Origin of the sequence: Curtobacterium sp. PhB128, from assembly GCF_004340725.1 — a bacterium.
Taxonomy (GTDB): domain Bacteria; phylum Actinomycetota; class Actinomycetes; order Actinomycetales; family Microbacteriaceae; genus Curtobacterium.
In genome coordinates, this window is record NZ_SLUR01000004.1 from 52,132 (window position 1) to 67,194 (window position 15,063).

The 15,063-nt window shown below is 71.1% G+C and carries 19 protein-coding genes and 2 pseudogenes; 7 read left to right on the forward strand and 14 right to left on the reverse strand.

Features of this window, described 5'->3' with window-relative positions:
• The first annotated feature begins 8 nt into the window (after window positions 1–8).
• On the forward strand, window positions 9–767 hold the full coding sequence (locus tag EDF23_RS08395) for a glycoside hydrolase family 16 protein (protein ID WP_131921403.1): 759 nt from the start codon (window positions 9–11) through the stop codon (window positions 765–767).
• A gap of 11 nt (window positions 768–778) precedes the next feature.
• On the opposite strand, the gene EDF23_RS08400 is transcribed toward EDF23_RS08395, so the two are convergent.
• The 4 genes from EDF23_RS08400 to EDF23_RS08415 form a co-directional block, all read right to left on the reverse strand.
• Window positions 779–1,081 (reverse strand): antibiotic biosynthesis monooxygenase, encoded by a 303-nt coding sequence (locus tag EDF23_RS08400; RefSeq protein WP_131921404.1) that lies wholly within the window; start codon window positions 1,079–1,081, stop codon window positions 779–781.
• An 80-nt stretch (window positions 1,082–1,161) separates the two neighbouring features.
• Window positions 1,162–2,046: a biotin-dependent carboxyltransferase family protein gene (locus EDF23_RS08405; RefSeq protein ID WP_131921405.1), complete on the reverse strand. Its 885-nt coding sequence runs from the start codon at window positions 2,044–2,046 to the stop codon at window positions 1,162–1,164.
• Complete coding sequence (locus EDF23_RS08410; RefSeq protein WP_131921406.1) at window positions 2,043–2,675, reverse strand: allophanate hydrolase subunit 1; 633 nt, start codon at window positions 2,673–2,675, stop codon at window positions 2,043–2,045. The genes EDF23_RS08405 and EDF23_RS08410 overlap by 4 nt, the downstream gene beginning before the upstream one ends.
• Window positions 2,672–3,433, reverse strand: coding sequence for a 5-oxoprolinase subunit PxpA (locus tag EDF23_RS08415; RefSeq protein WP_131921407.1), 762 nt, complete (start codon window positions 3,431–3,433; stop codon window positions 2,672–2,674). Before EDF23_RS08415 ends, EDF23_RS08410 begins: the two co-directional genes overlap by 4 nt.
• 172 nt (window positions 3,434–3,605) lie before the next feature.
• On the opposite strand from EDF23_RS08415, the gene EDF23_RS08420 reads away from it, so the two are divergent.
• Complete coding sequence (locus tag EDF23_RS08420) at window positions 3,606–3,788, forward strand: hypothetical protein (protein WP_123673659.1); 183 nt, start codon at window positions 3,606–3,608, stop codon at window positions 3,786–3,788.
• Between the two features lie 132 nt (window positions 3,789–3,920).
• On the opposite strand, the gene EDF23_RS08425 is transcribed toward EDF23_RS08420, so the two are convergent.
• A complete protein-coding gene (locus EDF23_RS08425) occupies window positions 3,921–4,505 on the reverse strand; it encodes a TetR/AcrR family transcriptional regulator (protein WP_123291735.1) in 585 nt (194 codons plus the stop codon).
• 132 nt (window positions 4,506–4,637) lie between these two features.
• On the opposite strand from EDF23_RS08425, the gene EDF23_RS08430 reads away from it, so the two are divergent.
• From EDF23_RS08430 to EDF23_RS08440, 3 genes are all read left to right on the forward strand, one after another.
• A complete protein-coding gene (locus EDF23_RS08430; RefSeq protein ID WP_123939344.1) occupies window positions 4,638–6,002 on the forward strand; it encodes an MFS transporter in 1,365 nt (454 codons plus the stop codon).
• 92 nt (window positions 6,003–6,094) lie between these two features.
• Window positions 6,095–6,928 (forward strand): sugar phosphate isomerase/epimerase, encoded by an 834-nt coding sequence (locus EDF23_RS08435; protein ID WP_131921408.1) that lies wholly within the window; start codon window positions 6,095–6,097, stop codon window positions 6,926–6,928.
• Window positions 6,925–8,076, forward strand: coding sequence for a Gfo/Idh/MocA family oxidoreductase (locus EDF23_RS08440; RefSeq protein ID WP_123939342.1), 1,152 nt, complete (start codon window positions 6,925–6,927; stop codon window positions 8,074–8,076). The genes EDF23_RS08435 and EDF23_RS08440 overlap by 4 nt, the downstream gene beginning before the upstream one ends.
• 102 nt (window positions 8,077–8,178) lie before the next feature.
• Here EDF23_RS08440 and EDF23_RS19600 read toward each other — a convergent pair.
• The 4 genes and pseudogenes from EDF23_RS19600 to EDF23_RS08455 form a co-directional block, all read right to left on the reverse strand.
• Window positions 8,179–8,301, reverse strand: a pseudogene (locus EDF23_RS19600) (DivIVA domain-containing protein); the annotation flags it as partial.
• 36 nt (window positions 8,302–8,337) lie between these two features.
• Window positions 8,338–8,433: pseudogene (locus EDF23_RS19605) on the reverse strand (DivIVA domain-containing protein); the annotation flags it as partial.
• 75 nt (window positions 8,434–8,508) lie between these two features.
• A complete protein-coding gene (locus EDF23_RS08450) occupies window positions 8,509–8,853 on the reverse strand; it encodes a hypothetical protein (RefSeq protein WP_123939340.1) in 345 nt (114 codons plus the stop codon).
• A gap of 146 nt (window positions 8,854–8,999) precedes the next feature.
• Complete coding sequence (locus EDF23_RS08455) at window positions 9,000–9,830, reverse strand: alpha/beta hydrolase fold domain-containing protein (RefSeq protein ID WP_131921409.1); 831 nt, start codon at window positions 9,828–9,830, stop codon at window positions 9,000–9,002.
• A gap of 64 nt (window positions 9,831–9,894) precedes the next feature.
• On the opposite strand from EDF23_RS08455, the gene EDF23_RS08460 reads away from it, so the two are divergent.
• Window positions 9,895–10,503 (forward strand): LppP/LprE family lipoprotein, encoded by a 609-nt coding sequence (locus EDF23_RS08460; RefSeq protein ID WP_165901064.1) that lies wholly within the window; start codon window positions 9,895–9,897, stop codon window positions 10,501–10,503.
• Here the strand turns inward: EDF23_RS08460 and EDF23_RS08465 are convergent.
• Together EDF23_RS08465 and EDF23_RS08470 are read right to left on the reverse strand one after the other, a co-directional pair.
• Window positions 10,494–11,159: a hypothetical protein gene (locus tag EDF23_RS08465; RefSeq protein ID WP_123291741.1), complete on the reverse strand. Its 666-nt coding sequence runs from the start codon at window positions 11,157–11,159 to the stop codon at window positions 10,494–10,496. The genes EDF23_RS08460 and EDF23_RS08465 overlap by 10 nt on opposite strands.
• On the reverse strand, window positions 11,156–11,839 hold the full coding sequence (locus EDF23_RS08470) for a hypothetical protein (protein WP_131921411.1): 684 nt from the start codon (window positions 11,837–11,839) through the stop codon (window positions 11,156–11,158). Before EDF23_RS08470 ends, EDF23_RS08465 begins: the two co-directional genes overlap by 4 nt.
• Window positions 11,840–11,896: 57 nt before the next feature.
• On the opposite strand from EDF23_RS08470, the gene EDF23_RS08475 reads away from it, so the two are divergent.
• On the forward strand, window positions 11,897–12,928 hold the full coding sequence (locus EDF23_RS08475; RefSeq protein ID WP_131921412.1) for a putative sulfate exporter family transporter: 1,032 nt from the start codon (window positions 11,897–11,899) through the stop codon (window positions 12,926–12,928).
• A gap of 20 nt (window positions 12,929–12,948) precedes the next feature.
• Here the strand turns inward: EDF23_RS08475 and EDF23_RS08480 are convergent, their stop codons facing one another.
• From EDF23_RS08480 to EDF23_RS08490, 3 genes are read right to left on the reverse strand one after another with little or no spacing between them, the layout of a single operon-like run.
• Window positions 12,949–13,767, reverse strand: coding sequence for a GntR family transcriptional regulator (locus EDF23_RS08480; protein WP_131921413.1), 819 nt, complete (start codon window positions 13,765–13,767; stop codon window positions 12,949–12,951).
• Window positions 13,764–14,408 (reverse strand): TetR-like C-terminal domain-containing protein, encoded by a 645-nt coding sequence (locus EDF23_RS08485; RefSeq protein ID WP_131921414.1) that lies wholly within the window; start codon window positions 14,406–14,408, stop codon window positions 13,764–13,766. Before EDF23_RS08485 ends, EDF23_RS08480 begins: the two co-directional genes overlap by 4 nt.
• Window positions 14,405–15,028, reverse strand: a complete 624-nt coding sequence (locus EDF23_RS08490; protein WP_131846591.1) for an isochorismatase family protein — start codon at window positions 15,026–15,028, stop codon at window positions 14,405–14,407. Before EDF23_RS08490 ends, EDF23_RS08485 begins: the two co-directional genes overlap by 4 nt.
• Window positions 15,029–15,063: the final 35 nt, after the last annotated feature.

Genomic DNA, 15,063 nt, shown 5'->3' on the forward strand with positions numbered 1-15,063 from the left:
AGTGACACATGCAGCACCGCAGGATCAGGCGGACAGCACTCATCGCCGCACTCATCGGAGCCGTCGTCGTGGCGGCACCGCTCGGAGCGGGAACCGTTGCCTACGCGGGGGTCACCGCCCCGGTCGGCAACGTCGGCAAGTTCAAGCAGACCTTCGTCGAGAACTTCAGCACGACGGCCTCGGCGAACGGCCAGTTCGCGAAGACCTACGCGAACTCGTGGCAGCCCTACCCGGACGGGACGGGCGGCACGTACTACTCGGGCTCGCAGGTCAGCGCCCGCAACGGCTACATGGACGTCACGCTCGACGGCAAGCACGGAGCCGCGGGGACCTTCGGGACCCCGAACGGCGCGTGGTCGCACGTGGGCGGCAAGTTCAGCGTCCGCGCGAAGGCCACCGGCGCCGACGGGAACGGTGCAGCGTTCATGCTGTGGCCGTCGTCCAACGTCTGGTCGGACGGCGAGATCGACTACCCCGAGGCGAACTTCGAGGGGTCGCCGATGCTCCACCACCACTCGATGGTCGCCGGGCAGGAAGCGAACTCGACGAGCATGAGCACCGGGGTGACCTGGCGCAGCTGGCACGTCTACTCGGTCGAGTGGATCCCCGGCAAGTCGGTGCAGTACCTGCTCGACGGCAAGGTCATCAAGACCGTCACGTCGAACGTGCCGAAGACCGCGCACCGGTACATGTTCCAGGTCGGCAACTGGGGTGCCGCCGGGCACCTCGACATCGACTGGGTCAGCACCTACGAGTACACGGGCTGACCCACAGCAGGTCAGCTGGTCGCGATCGTCCGGGCGAACGTCCGCGCGACGGGCGGAGCGGCGACGATCGGTCCGATCGCTGCGGCACCGTCCAGGGTCGCCCGCCATGCCTCGTAGGCGTCGTGGGCGGCCCCGCTCGTCCAGGACTCGACGACGACCATGCGCGTCGGGTCGGCGTCGTCGACCAGCACCTCGAGGGACTCGCAGCCGTCGAAGGCCCGGGTCTGCGCGAGCGTCTCGCGGATCGCCGCCTCGACGGTGTCGGCGGGGACGTCGCTCCGGAACTGGACCTCGAGCAGGACGGTGATCGACATGTGGTGCACCTTTCGTCGGCAGTGTCCGACTCAACCCGCAGTGGCGCCGACCTGTTCCGGATCGGTCAGCGAGCCGGTCGTCAGTGGACGAACCGGAAGCGGATGGCGTCGCCCGGGCGGAGCTGCGCGGCACGGTCGACCGACTCCGGCGTGAGGACCGCAACGACGGGGTAGCCGCCGGTGACCGGGTGGTCGGCGAGGAAGAGCACCGGGAAGCCCTCCGGCGGGACCTGCAGCGAACCGGTCTCCACCCCTTCGCTCGGCAGCTCGACCGTCACGGCGCGGACGAGCGGCTGCGGAGCCGTGGTGCGGACCCCCACGCGGTCACTGTCCGACCCGACGGTGAAGTCCTGACGGGTCAGGGTGTCGCGCCAGTCCGGCGTGAACCAGTCGTCGCGGGGGCCGGCGGTGACGTCGAGGACGACCGGGTCGTCCGGCCAGTGCTCGTCGGGTTGCGGCACGGCGTCGACGATCGGCCACGAAGCGCGCGCGTCGCCGATCGGCAGGACGTCACCCGGCGACGACGGAGGAGGCCCGAGGCGTGCGAGCGAGTCCCACGAGCGACTGCCCAGTACGGGCTCGACCGCGAATCCGCCGAGGACCGCGATGTAGGAGCGCAGCCCGGCGGTGGCCGTACCGATCCGGAGCGTGTCACCCGGTGCGAGCATCAGGACCTCGTGCGAGGCCGCACCGCGGACTCGGCCGTCCGCCCGCTCGATCTCGACCGGGCAGGCGGCCCCGGCGGTGGCGACGACCACGTACGCGTCGGTCCGCAGCGTGACGGAGCCGAGCAGGGCCTCCAGGACGGCCGCATCGGGACGGTTGCCGACCAGCCGGTTGGCCAGTGCTGCGGACCCGCGGTCGGCGGCGCCCGCCGCGCCGAGGCCCATGTCACTGAAGCCCGGCCGCCCCAGGTCCTGCGTTGCCGCGCCGTAGCCGACCTGCAGGACGGTCAGCGCGCTCAAGCCGCACCCGCGTCGACGAACCGGACCCGTGTGCCTGCCGGTGCCAGCGCCGGCGGTTCCCGGTCGAGCGACCACATCGGCACGTCGGCGCGGCCGATGAGCTGCCAGCCGCCGGGGGAGACGCGCGGGTAGACGGCGCTGAACTCGCCCGCCAATGCGACGGCACCGCTCGGCACGGCGGTGCGCGACGTGCTCCGGCGAGGCACGTCGAGTGACGGCTCGGTGCCGGTGAGGTAACTGAAGCCCGGGGCGAAGCCGCAGAACGCGCTCGTCCAGAGCTGGCCGGTGTGCCACGCGATCACGCGGTCGCGGCGCATGCCTGTCAGGGCGACGACCTGGTCGAGGTCCTCGCCGTCGTAGACCACCGGGATGACGAGCGGGTCCGTGGCGCTCGCCGCATCGGCGTCGGCGGACGCGACGACGTGTTCGAGTGCACTGCGGAGTCTCGCGGCGTCGGTCGTCGCCGGATCGTAGCGGAGCAGCAGGGTCCGCGCGCCGGACACGACCTCGGTGAGGCCGGGCAGCCGAGCCGCGGTCAGCCCGGCGCGGAACGCGACGACCTGCGGCAGGGAGTCGAAGGTGGCGAGCAAGGCGGTGCGCCCAGCGGGCCGGAGGTCGAGGATGGTCACGGTGCGAACGGCGCGACCGCGACGCCGTGCTCGGTCAGCAGTGATCGGATCGCGCGGGCCATCGCGACGGCACCGGGGGAGTCGCCGTGGACGCAGACCGAGTCGGCACTGACCCGCAGCTCGGAGCCGTCGACGGCGGTCGCGACCCCGTCGGTGACCATGCGGAGGACGCGAGCCGCGACCTCGTCCGGATCGTGCAGCACCGAACCCGGCGTGCTGCGGGACACCAGGGAGCCGTCGGGTTCGTAGGCGCGGTCGGCGAAGGACTCCGCGACCGCGCGCAGCCCGTGGCGTTCGGCAGCGAGCAGGAGTTCGGAACCCGGCAGCGCGAGCACCGCGAGCGAGCTGTCGACGTCGGCGATAGCCCGGACCACGGCCTCGGCCTGGACCGGGTCGGCGCACGCCGTGTTGTACAGGGCGCCGTGGGGCTTGACGTAGGTGACGGCGGTGCCGGCGACCCGGGCGGTGGCGGTCATCGCACCGAGCTGGTGCACGACGTCGGCGTGGAGTTCGTCCGGCGTGACGTGCACCGGACGGCGGCCGAAGCCGGCGAGGTCGCGGTAGGCGACGTGCGCACCGACGGCGACCCCGCGCTCGGCCGCAGCGCGGGCGGTGGCGAGCATGATCGTCGGGTCGCCGGCGTGGAATCCGCAGGCGATGTTGGCGCTCGACACGACGTCGAGCATCGCGGCGTCGTCGCCCATCGTCCAGGCGCCGAACCCCTCGCCGAGGTCGCTGTTCAGGTCGATCGTCGTCACGGGGACTCCCTGTCGTCGCGGGTTGTTGAACAATCTACCGAGCGGCGACTCCGCTGTCGACCGATCGGGGCACGCGGCTGGTGGGTGGATTCCGAGCAGCGGCACGTAGCGTCCGAGGTCAGCACCTGCCGGGGGCGTCGCCCTCGGTTCGACCACTGCACTGGAGCAGACCATGACCGACAGCAGCAACACGCACGACGACGACGCCAAGGCCCCCGTGAACGACTCCGAGGGCATCGAGAAGCCGGGCGGGCTCGGCGACGACAACACCATCCCCAACGACCCGGACGGCCTCGCCGCTGGGCACGTCGGGGACGACTCGCACTTCAACCCGGAAGAGGACGGCGAGAAGTAGGGGTCGTTCGTCGACTCGGAACGACGTCCTCGTTGTCGCACGACGACGAGGACGTCGTTCTGAGTCGACCCGGTGTCGTTCCGAGTCGACCCGGTGTCGTTCCACGTCGACCCGCGACCGCCCGAAAGCCCCCTACAACACCCGCTCCAGCAACCGCAGCGTCCCCGCGATGTCCACGTTCCGGTCCAGCAGCCACTGCACCTGCAGCCCGTCGAACGCCGCGATGATGAGCGACGCCACCTGCTCGAGGTCGGCGTCCGAGTGCCGCCCCGACGCCGCGAGCTCGTCGTGCAGCTGGGCGACCAGGTTCCCCCGTGCCTCGTCGAACCGTGCGGCGAAGAACTCCCGCGCCGTCTCGTTGCCGGACTCCACCGACGCCCCGAGCAGGGTCGTGTAGAGCGTCACGAGTGCCGGCTCGCTGACGTTCCGGTCGGCGACGAAGGCCAGTCGGGTGAAGACCCCGGCCGTGTCGCCGAGTGCCCGGTCCGAGGCGGCATCGCGTTCCCGCAGGACCTCGACCAGCAGCGCTTCGCGTGACGAGAAGTAGTGCTTCAGTGCCGCGTGCGAGACCCCGATCGCATCGCCGATGGCGCGCAGTGAGGTGCCGTCGATCCCGCGCGAGGCGACGACGTCGAGCGTCTGGTCGAGGATCTCCCGCCGACGCTGCACGCCCTTGGCGTAGGGGCCCCTGGTGCCGATTCCATCGTTGGAGGTCACGCGTGCCAATGTACCGGCGCAACAATCGGGACAAAAACTTCCGGTCGGAGGTTTCCGGTGCTACAGTCCCGATCACCTAGCAGCACTAGGTATTCGAGGGCCCCGAAGCCCCCTATGACTCGAGGAGGAGTCATGTCGACACCGACGTCGAAGGAAGAACCCACCCGCGGCATCGCCGGGACCGCATCGCCAGCGGTCACCGCAGCCGCCGGTGCCACCGCCTCGGACGCCGCGGCGCCCCGAGCGTTCTCGGTCGAGGGGATCACGCAGTCCGTCAGCACGATGCGTGTGGGCCGCGGCTACCTCTGGGGCCTCAGCTTCGCCCAGTTCGGCCTGTTCGTCGCCCTGCTCACGCCGGTCTTCGTGAGCATGTCGATCAAGGCGACCGAGCTCAACCCCACGAGCCCCGAGACCGTGGTCGGCTCCGTCCTGCCGTTCGGTGCCCTCGGTGCACTGTTCGCAAACCCGCTGTTCGGCGCGATCTCCGACCGCACCCGCAGCCGGTGGGGACGTCGACGCCCGTGGATGCTCGGCGGCGTCATCGTCTTCGTCGGTTCGCTCGCCTGGCTCGCGTTCTCGCCGAACGTCCTGCAGCTCACGCTGGCCTGGGTCCTCGCGCAGGTCACGGCGAACGCCGTCCTCGCCACGCTGACCGCGAGCTTCGCCGACAACGTGCCGGAGTTCCAGCGCGGCAAGGCCTCGAGCGTCATCGCCCTCGCGCAGAACATCGCGATCCTCGCCGGCCTGTACCTGGCCGTGTACCTGGTCGGCAACCTCCCGGTGCTCTTCATCGCCCCCGGTGTCCTGGCGATCATCGCGATCCTCGTCTACTGCTTCGTGGCACGCGACGACCTGCCGACGACGCCGGTCAAGCCGTTCAGCTGGATCAACCTGATCAGCTCGTTCTGGACGAACCCGTTCAAGCACCGCGACTTCGGACTCGCCTGGTGGGGTCGCTTCCTCATCACCTTCGGCACGTTCATGTTCACGACGTACCGCCTGCTCTACATGCAGGACCGCATCGGTCTGCCGCAGGCCGAGGCCGTCGGGGTCGTCGCGTTCGGTGTCCTGCTCTACACGGTCGCCCTGCTCGTCAGCGCCGCCGTCTCCGGCTGGGTGTCGGACCGCGTCCAGCGCCGCAAGGTCTTCGTCTGGGGCTCCACCGCACTGACCGCGGTCGGCCTCGTGATCCTGGCCCACGTCGACACCGTCGGCGGCTTCTACTTCGCCGAGATCGTCCTCGGCTTCGCCTTCGGCATCTACGCCGCCATCGACACCGCCCTGATCGTCGACGTGCTGCCCGACCCGGAACGCCCCGGCAAGGACCTCGGCGTCATCAACATCGCGAACGCGCTGCCGCAGTCGCTCGCACCGGCCGTCGGCCTGTTCCTGCTCGGCATCGGCGGTGGTCAGAACTACACGCTCATGCTCTGGGGTGCCGGCGTCGCCGTCATCCTCGGCGCCCTCGTCATCCTGCCGATCAAGTCGGTCCGCTGACCAACGCAACCAGCCTGGAGGCGCAACTTGCGTCCGCAACGCGAGTCGCGCCTCCAGGCAGTCACCTGTACCACCCCCGGAAAGGACCCGACATGGCTCCCGCCATCTCCCTGCAGCTCTACACGGTGAACGCCGCGCTGGAGCCCGACCTCGACGGCGGCGTCCGCCGCCTGGCCGAGATCGGCTTCGACACCGTCGAAGCGTTCGCGTTCGTGGACCGAGCAGCGCAGCTCAAGTCCGCGTTCGACGCCCACGGCATCACCGCGAAGACCGGCCACGCGTTCCTGGTCGAGGAGGCCATCCCGCTGCCCGACGGCACCGTGATGACCGCTCCGTCGCATGCCGACACCTTCGCCGCGGCGAAGGAACTCGGCCTCGAGATCGTCATCGACCCGTTCGTCGGGCCAGACGCGTGGACGACCCGCGAGGGCGTCGAGCGTGTCGCCGCACGACTGAACGCCGCCGCCGTCGAGGCCGCCGAGCACGGTCTGCGCGTCGGATACCACAACCACGACCACGAGCTCCGGCCGCAGATCGACGGGCAGCCCGCGCTGCAGGTGCTCGCGTCGCTGCTCGACCCGGCCGTGGTGCTCGAGCTCGACCTGTACTGGGCATCGGCTGCGGGCATCGACGTCGTCGCGTTCATCGAGGAGCTCGGCGACCGCATCGTCGCCGTGCACGTCAAGGACGGTCCGATCCGCGACGACATCTCCACCGCGACGATCCCCACCGACCAGACCCCGGCCGGCCAGGGCGACGTCCGGCTCGCCGAGGCCCTCCGTGCGGCGACGGCGCTCGAGTACGCCGTGATCGAGTTCGACGGGTTCGACGGGGACGTCTTCGACGGTGTGCAGCAGTCGTACGAGTGGCTCGCGGCGCAGCTCGCGCCGGCCGGTTCGTCGTCCGCATCGGAGGTGTCCGCATGACCCGCACCGGACGCGTCGGCATCGGCTTCATCGGCGCCGGCATGATCAGCGAGCAGTACCTGGCGAACCTCACGACGTTCCCCGACGTCGAGGTCGTCCGGATCGGCGACATCGACACGGAACGCGCCGCGGCGTCGGCTTCGAAGTGGGGTGTCGCGGCCTCGGGCGACGGCGCATCCGTGCTCGCCGATCCCGACGTCGAGATCGTCATCAACCTGACGCTCCCCGCCACACACGTCGCCGTCTCGATGGACGCACTGCGTGCCGGCAAGCACGTGTGGAGCGAGAAGCCGATCGGCGTGGACCGTGCCTCGGCCGCGTCGCTCGTCGAACTCGCCGACTCCCTCGGGCTGAAGCTCGGCATCGCGCCCGACACCGTGCTCGGTCCGGGCTGGCAGACCGCCAAGCGTGCGATCGAGGCCGGTGCGATCGGCACCCCGCTCACCGCGGTCACGAGCATGCAGTGGCAGGGGCCGGACGTGTTCCACCCGAACGCGTCGTTCCTCTACGCCAAGGGCGCGGGCCCGCTGTTCGACATCGGCCCGTACTACTTCACGGCGCTCGTGCACCTGCTCGGACCGATCGACTCGGTCGTCGCGACTGGGTCTCAGTCGCGGTCCACGCGGCAGTTGGTCGTCGGGCCGAACGCGGGCGACTCGTTCCCCGTCGAGGTGCCGACCCACGTCTCCGTCCTGACCTCGTTCGAGCAGGGTGGCAACGCACAGTCGCTGCTGTCGTTCGACACCCCGCTGTTCCGGCACGGCGTGTTCGAGGTCAACGGGACCGAGGGCACGATCGTCCTGCCCGACCCGAACACGTTCGGTGGCGGGCACCCGATCCGGATCGCGCGACCGCTGACCGCGGACGCGACGTTCCCCTTCTCGCAGGAGTGGGACGTGCTGCTCGACGAGGAGCCCACCGTCGGCCGTGGGCTCGGCGTGCTCGACATGGCGCGGGCCATCCGTGGCGGAGGCTCGCACATCGCGACCGGTGAAGTCGGGTACCACGTGCTCGACACCATGGTCGCGGTCGAGGAGTCCATCGCCGCCCGCTCGTTCATCGAGGTCGAGTCGACCGTCGCACCGATCGCGTCGCTGCCCGAGGACTTCGACCCGCTCGCGGCGACGCTGGAGGGCGCGCAGGTCTGAGGGCTGGATCGACTGCCGGGATCGACCCGGAACGACATCCCCGTTGTCGCACGACGACGGGGATGTCGTTCTGCGTCGGTGTCGGTCTCAGCGCACCGCGTGTTGGCGGAGGGCGACGACGACCTCGTCGAGGAAGTCGTCGACCTGGTCCTGGTCGTAGCCCTCGCGGAACTTCGTGGGCTGGAACCGGGCGGCGGACACCTGCTCCGGTGTGAGCGGATCCACCGGCCGCCCCTGCTCGTACCCGGCGAGGGTGGTCTGGATCCGGTCGAGGAACGCATCGACCTCGCCCTGGTCGTAGCCCTCCCGCCACTTCGTCGGTCGGAACCGCTTGTCGGACACGTCCTTCGCGAGCATCTGCTCCCCCTTCTGCATGCCCGTCATGCTCTCACGGGCCTGCGAACGGGCAGGGGCAGCGGCGGTACTGGCAGCTCAGCGCTGTGGGAGCCGGCGGCCGAACACGGCGTCGAGGAACCGCGCGAAGCGGGACTCGGACGGCGGCGCGGTCGGGACCGCGCGCGTCGGCGACCGGAACGCCAGGTCGTGCAGCATGTTCCGCTTCGAGCCGTCCCAGTTCGCGAACAGGTAGGTGCCGCCGATGAACGACATGCTCCGGACCGGTGTGCGCTTCCAGGAGTCGGCAGCCACGTAGTAGCCGGTGTGGCCGGAGCGGATGTGCTGGATCACGGTGTCGACGTCGATGACGCTGGTGGTCGTCACGACGGCGGTGATGCCCGTGCGGTCACGGGCGACGTACTCGATGAGGTGTTCGGTCACAGTAGGACTCTTCGTCACAGAGGCGGGACGCCACGACGGTGAACGTGGCGAAGGGTGTTCGGAACCGCCGTTGCTTCCGACAGCAGAATACGTCCGGTTCGTCGTGGCGTCACCGGAATGTCCGACGGTCGCACACGCTCGAACGTTCAGACGGGCCGACGGACCATCCACGAAGCGATCAGGTCGACGGCAGCCGCGAAGTCGATGCTGTCCGGTCGGTTGAGGAAGGCGTGCCGGCTGTCGGGCAGGACGTGACGTTCGAGATCGACCCCCGCGGCACCGAGTTGCCGTGCGAACCGGTCGCCGGATGCGCGCATCGTGTCCCGCTCGGCGTCGAGCATCAGGGCGCGCGGGAACGTGCTGAGGTCCTCCGGTGCCGGGAACGCTCCGGCGCCGAGCGGCCCGGCGTAGGTGCGGTTCGCGGCGTCGAGCAACAGCGGAGCGTGCGTGATCCGCCGGTGCCCGCGCACGAGACGCTGCACCGCTGGGTCGCGGGGGATCCGCGCGTGGAAGAACCCGTACACGAGCACGGTGCCGGCCAGCGCGGGTCCGTGAGGGATCGCGGTGGCGGCGAGGCACGCTCCAGCGCTCGCGCCACCGAGCACCAGCCCGGCCGGACCCTCCTCTGCGAGGGAGCGGAGCACCGCCACGACCTCGTCGCGCGCATGCGGTGCACGTCGGCGTGCTCGTGGACCCGTCCGCCCGATCCAGGGCATGCCGGGCAGCGGGCCGAGGCGGTAGTCAACGGTGACCACCGGGATGCCGCGGGCGCTGAGTGCCCGGGCCACGGCGTCCGACTCGGGCAGGTCCAGGTCGCCCCGGAAGAACCCGCCCCCGTGCAGCCAGACCAGGGTCGGAGCGGCTGCCGGGTCCTGCGGTCGGTAGCGCCGGATCGGGACCGGTCCGTGCGGGCCGGGGAGCACGTCGCCCATGACGTCGACCGTCCCCACCGACGCCCCGATGCCCTCTCCCCGCATGCCAGCAGACTACGGGCCGGTAACGATGCGAGCGCCGACACCTCGGTCGGTGCACCGTGGAGTGGTGCGCACCTCGAAGACTGCTCTGTTCATGACCGGCGCGGCCGTGGTCGCCCTGCTGACCGGCTGCTCCGGTGGCGGGGACGGTGGCGACGCGACCCCGACCGTCACCGAGACCGTGACCGCGGCGCCGACGGACACGGCAGCCACCCCGACGTCGACGAGCACGCCGAGCCAGACACCGACGCCCACCCCGACCTGTGGTCCCGCGACCGGCTCCGAGGCAGCAGCAGCGGGGATCGCTGCGCTGCCGTCACCCGCCGGCCTCGAGGACACCAAGTGGGACGCCGCGAACGCCGACTACACCGGCTACGACGCCTGCGCCTCCCTGTCCTGGTCCGTCGTCGCGCCCGAGTTCGGCACCGCCGGGTCGCCGTACGCGATCCTGCTCTTCCACCAGGGCCGGTACCTCGGCACCGCGACCTCCGAGCAGTACGCGTTCGAGCCGGTCGTCGAACGATTGGCCGACGCCTCGATCAAGGTCACCTACACGTACGCGAAGGAGAACGAGGCGAACGCTGACGCCTCCGGTCGCACCACCGCGACGTACATCTGGAACGACGGCACCGAGCGCGTCGACATGACCGGCGAGGTCCCGCCCGCTCAGGGCTGATCGGCGGCAGCACCCCGACCGCCGAGCTCGCGCTGCAGTGCGCGGAGGACCCGAACGATCGTCGCGAGTTTGTCCGGGCCGCCCTCGAACCCGCGTCCGAGCGCTGGTCGTGGCTCCACCACGACGTCCTCGCCGACCGTCGTGCTGATCCAGACGCCGAAGTCGACCCGTTGTCCGCGTGCGTCCTTCGTGGCCACGGAGAACTTCCGGATGTGGGTCCAGGGCAGGTCGAACACCGGCTCCGCCCGCGACGGCGCCCACGCGTGCAGACCGGACGCGTCGACGGTCCAGATCTCGGGTCGGGGGCCCGGCAGGTCGTCGGTTGCCCGAAACCCCGACGCGGAGACCGGCAGGTGGAACCGGGGCGTGTGGCGTTCCCGGATCCGTGCCAGGGTGCGGCGATCGGTCCGACCGGCGCTCCAGGTCACCACCGCCAGCAGCAGGCCGAACCCGGCGACGAACAGCGGCCACAGGACGAAGTTGGCCTGTGTGCGGGCGCTGTCGAGACCGCGCAGGAAATCCGGCGACGCGAACTCGGCGACGAGCACGCCGAGCCCCGCGGCCGTCGTCACCGCGGCCACGAGCAGGACCGGCCCCCGCTTCGGCATCTCGCCGTCACGCAGCCGCTGCACCCACTGCTCGTCGGGTGTCGTCATCGATCGGCCGGGGCTCGACCGGAGCGCCCGGTGTCGTGGCGCGGATCGAACTCGCGCCGCAGCGACCGGAGCACCTGCATCAGGATGTGGATCTTCGTCACGCTCGCGCCGAACGGCCGCCCGATGACTGCGCGCGGCAGCAGCACGAACCGACCCACCGCCTCGGTGACGATCCAGATCCCGGTGTCGGTGCGTTGTCCGCGGACGTCCGTCGAGGCCAGCTCGATCGTCCTGACGTCGTCCCACACCAGGTCGAACACGGGATCGTCGCGCTCGGGTGACCACGCGTGGAGACCCGCCGCGTCGACCGTCCACAGCTCCGGCCTCGGGTCCGGGAAGTCGTCGGCGGCGTACGGGCCCGAGCGGAGGACGGGCAGGTGGAAGCGCGTTGTGGTCCCGTTCCGGCGGATCCGGTCCAGCACCACGCGGTCGCGCCGCCCGCGCAGCCAGGACAGCACCGCGGCCACGGGCCCGAACCCGAGCAGCAGCACCGAGAACAACGGCACGGCGAAGGGGCGTCGGGCGTCCGAGTGCAGGATGCCGTCGAGGTGGGTCGCCGAGAAGTACACCCCGATCCCGCCGGCCACCGTGACGATCGTGAGGCCGACCAGGAACGGCCACCGCTTCGGCATCTCGCCGTCGCGCAGCCGCTGCACCCACCGCTCGCCCGAGTACTCCACCGCACCATCCTGCCCGGCTGGACCGCACGACGGCCGCGAGCACGAGATGCTGTTCCCATGCAGTTCGCCCGCACCACCGCACCCGGTGTCGCCGTCGCCGTCGCGATCGGCCTCGTCGCGACCCTGATCGGATCGGTCGTCCCGGTCGTGGGCGGACCCGTCCCCGCCGTCCTGATCGGCGCGGTGCTCGGTTGGCTCGTCCGTCGGCGCACCGGCGGCACCCTCGCCGTGCTCGCTCCCGGCGTGAAGTTCTCGTCGAGTCGTGTGCTGCAGTTCGCGGTGGTCCTGCTCGGCGCGCAGCTGTCGATCGGCGAGGTCCTGCGCATCGGCGGCGAGACCCTGCCGGTCATGCTGACGACCCTCGTGGTGTGCCTCGGTGCCGCCTGGGGGATCGGCCGTCTGCTGCGGGTGTCGAGCGCCCTCCGCACCCTGATCGGCGTGGGGACCGGGATCTGCGGTGCGTCCGCGATCGCGGCCGTCACGCCCGTCATCGGTGCGGTCAGCGCGGACGTCGCCTACGCGATGTCGACGATCTTCCTCTGCAACATCGCCGCGGTGTTCGCCTTCCCCCTGCTCGGCCACGCCCTCGGCCTCAGCCAGCACGCCTTCGGCGTGTTCGCGGGCACTGCGGTGAACGACACGTCGTCCGTCGTCGCCACCGCGACGGTCTACGGTCGCCAGGCGACCGACACGGCGGTCGTCGTGAAGCTGGTGCGGACCCTGATGATCATCCCGATCGTCATCGGGCTGGCCGGACTGGAGGCCCGACGCGCCTCCCGCGAGCAGCTCGCGCCCGACACAGGGTCGCGCAGCGGGTTCCGTGTGTTCCGGTTGGTCCCGTGGTTCCTGATCGGGTTCCTGGTGGTGGTGCTGCTCCGGACTGTCGGGGTGCTGCCGGCTGACGCTGCTCCGGGATTCTCGACCGCGGCGTCGTTCCTCATCACGGTGGCGCTCGCGGCGATCGGCTGCTCGACGGACTTCGCAGCGCTGCGACGTGCCGGGTTCCGTCCGATGCTGCTCGGCATCGCGCTCTGGGTGCTCGTGGCGGGCACGAGCCTCGGCGCGCAGGCGGTCTTTGGCCTGCTGTAGGACGCGGAGCCGCGCCGGCGTCAGAGGATCCGCGAGTCGATCACCGCCCGGTCGCCGCGGTACCGCGAGAACCCGTACTCGACGGGCGTCCCGTCCGCCAGGCACATCAGCCGTTCGATGTGGAAGATCGCCTGCCCGGGGTCGATGTCCAGCAGGTCGGCCGTCCACTGGTCGGCGTTCACGGTGCTCAGCAGCAGCCGCCGAGCCTCCGGACGCGCACCGGCCTTCCGGACCAGCACGTCCGGCACGTACTCGGTGAGCGGTTCGGCGACCAGATCGGGGAAGCGCTCGTGCGGCACCCAGCTCGTCCGGACCCGGCTCGGTTCGCCGTCGAACGAGATGAGGCTCTCGACGAAGAAGGCGCTGCTGCCGGTCATCTGCAGGTTGCGCCGGACGGTCTCCGGCGCGGTCACCTGCTGCACGCACAGGTGCACGATGCTGAGCCGTGGCGACTCGAACACGCTGCCCCCGGCTGTCTCGCCGTAGATCGTGACCTCGTCGGACGTGCGGGCCAGGCTCACCGAGGCGACGGGCCGGACACCGAACGTGCCGGATCGTGGTGCACGGGTGAGCAGCCGCTGTTCCTTGAGCAACGTCAGCGCAGCCCGCAGGACGTTCCTGGTCGTGCCGTACAGGTCGAGCAGCTCCCACTCGTAGGGCAGCGGGCCGGTGAACCGGCCGGCGACGATGTCGGCCCGGATCAGGTCGGACACCTGGCGCGCCGCGTCGGAGCGTCGGTTGAACCCGATCCAGTGCCCCGGCGCCGACGGGGTCGTCCCGACGCCCATGTCGGTCCAGGCCGCGGTCGGGGCGAACTCCTCCGGCACGATCCCGGTCACGAGGCCACCCCCACCGTCGAGACGTCGCCGGTCCAGCCGGCCCACCGCAGGAACTCCCGGGCCAGGCGCACCGGGTAGTCGGGCGCCTGGATGTCGAGCGAGACGAACACGCGTCGGTAGAACGTCGGTCCGCCGAGCAGGTCGACGGCGATGCCGAGGTCGACGTCCGGGCGCAGGTCGCCGGCGTCCATCGCGCGCTGCAGCATCGCGTTCACCCGCAGCCGCCGGTCCAGGTGCCACTCGGTGACGGCCTCGGCGACGCGCGGCTCGTGCGACGCGGTCTCCACGATGAGCGGGAGTGCGCGGCCGACCGGCGTCGCGACCAGGGCGTGCACCCACCCCCGGGTGAGCCCGAGGACCCCCTCGGCGATCGGGGCGTCCTGGATCGTGGGGATGTGCTCCTCCATCAACCGGATGACGGTCTCGGTGAGCAGCACCTCCTTGCTCGACCACCGCCGGTAGATCGTCGCCGCCCCGACCCCGGCCGCGTCGGCGACGGCCCGGATCGTGAACGCGCGCGGGTCGCCCTCGGCCAGGATCTCGACGCACGCCGTGTAGACGGCCTCGCCGACGGCGGCACTCCGAGGCCGACCCCGGGCCGGCGCCGCGGTGCTCGTCACCGTGCTCGTCGCGGGGCTCATGCCGCGTCCCAGTGCTCGAGGACCCGGTCCATGCTCCAGACCTCGCCGATCTTGGCGGCGATGTCGAACAGGTTCGCCTCGTGCACGCTCGGCAACCGGTCGCCCACCGCCTCGCGCACGACGATCGGGACGAACCCGTGCTGCATGGCGTCCGTGGCGGTCGCGCGGATGCACCCGCTCGTCGACAGCCCCGCGATGAACAGGGTGTCCACACCGCGGGCGACGAGGTCGGCGGCCAGCGAGGTGCCGAAGAACGCACTCGGGTACTGCTTGGGCACCAGGGTGTCCCCGTCCTGGGGCTCGAGCCCGTCGACGAACGCCCCCGTGGACGCTCCCGGCAGGTACGCGGCGAGTGCCGGCACCTTGCGGAAGAACACCCCGGCGTTCGACCCGTCGGCGGACAGCGCCATGGTGGTGATCGCCACGTGCACCCCGGCGGCGCGGGCAGCGGTCGTGAGCTCCCGCATCCGCTCGACGGGTTCCTCGACCCCGGCGTAGAGCCCGCAGTCGGGGTCGACGTAGGCGCGGACCGGGTCGACGACGACGAGCGCAGCGCGTCGTCCGGGCTGCAGCGCGCCGGTGAACCCGGCCGCCGCGTAGTCCTGGTGGTCGTCGGTCATGGCGTCCTGCTTCCGTCGTGGGTGGTCGTTGCCAG